1 protein-coding gene is annotated in these 624 nt (G+C 65.4%); it reads left to right on the top strand.

Annotation, left to right across the window (positions count from 1 at the left end):
* Positions 1 to 2: 2 nt before the first annotated feature.
* Complete coding sequence (locus QM841_RS42895; protein WP_283336800.1) at positions 3 to 623, top strand: MspA family porin; 621 nt, start codon at positions 3 to 5, stop codon at positions 621 to 623.
* The last annotated feature ends 1 nt before the right edge of the window (position 624 follow it).

Below are 624 nucleotides of genomic sequence, written 5' to 3'. Positions count from 1 at the left end.
GAATGAGCGAGAACCGAAAGACCGGCCTGCGCCGTGGAGCCCGCATTGCCGGCCTTGGTGCCGCTGCGGCTGTAGTCCTCGGCCTGATGTCCACGGGTGCGGCCAACGCCGACACCTTCGTGCCGCTGCCGGGTGGCGAAAAGGTCGTCAACGCGGGAAGCGTCACGGCCAAGATCGCCCGCAACGCCGAGAGCGCTCTGGTTTCGCCGTCGCTGGCCGCCAATGGTGCGGGCCGCGTTGCGTGGGTTTCGGGTGACGTGTTCGCCGAGCTCGGTGGCGAGGTTCCGGAGGAAGGCGCGACGCTGACCACCGGTTACATCGTGGGTTGCCAAGCCGACATCACCGGTCTCGAGGGTGGTCTGAGTGCCGATCTCGGTCTCGACTCGCTCGGCCTGGGTGGTTCGCTGTCGATTCCGATCAGCGCCGGTGAGGTCAAGTTCGCGAAGGTCAAGTCCAAGACGGACCTGAAGCCGGGTGTGTCGGCGATTCAGTACCGCGACCAGCAGATCGAACTCCAGGGTTGCGGCGGGTATGCGCAGGCTCGTGCGTACACGGTCCTCGAGATTCCGGGGAACCACTACGTCAAGTCGACCCTCTACGGGCAGCCTTTCAGCATCGGCTGAT

This window comes from Rhodococcus sp. IEGM 1307, assembly GCF_030056915.1.
In the GTDB taxonomy this organism is placed as follows: Bacteria; Actinomycetota; Actinomycetes; order Mycobacteriales; family Mycobacteriaceae; genus Rhodococcus_F; species Rhodococcus_F opacus_D.
Note: the sequence above shows the minus strand (reverse complement) of the source record. Positions and strands in the feature narration are given on the sequence as shown.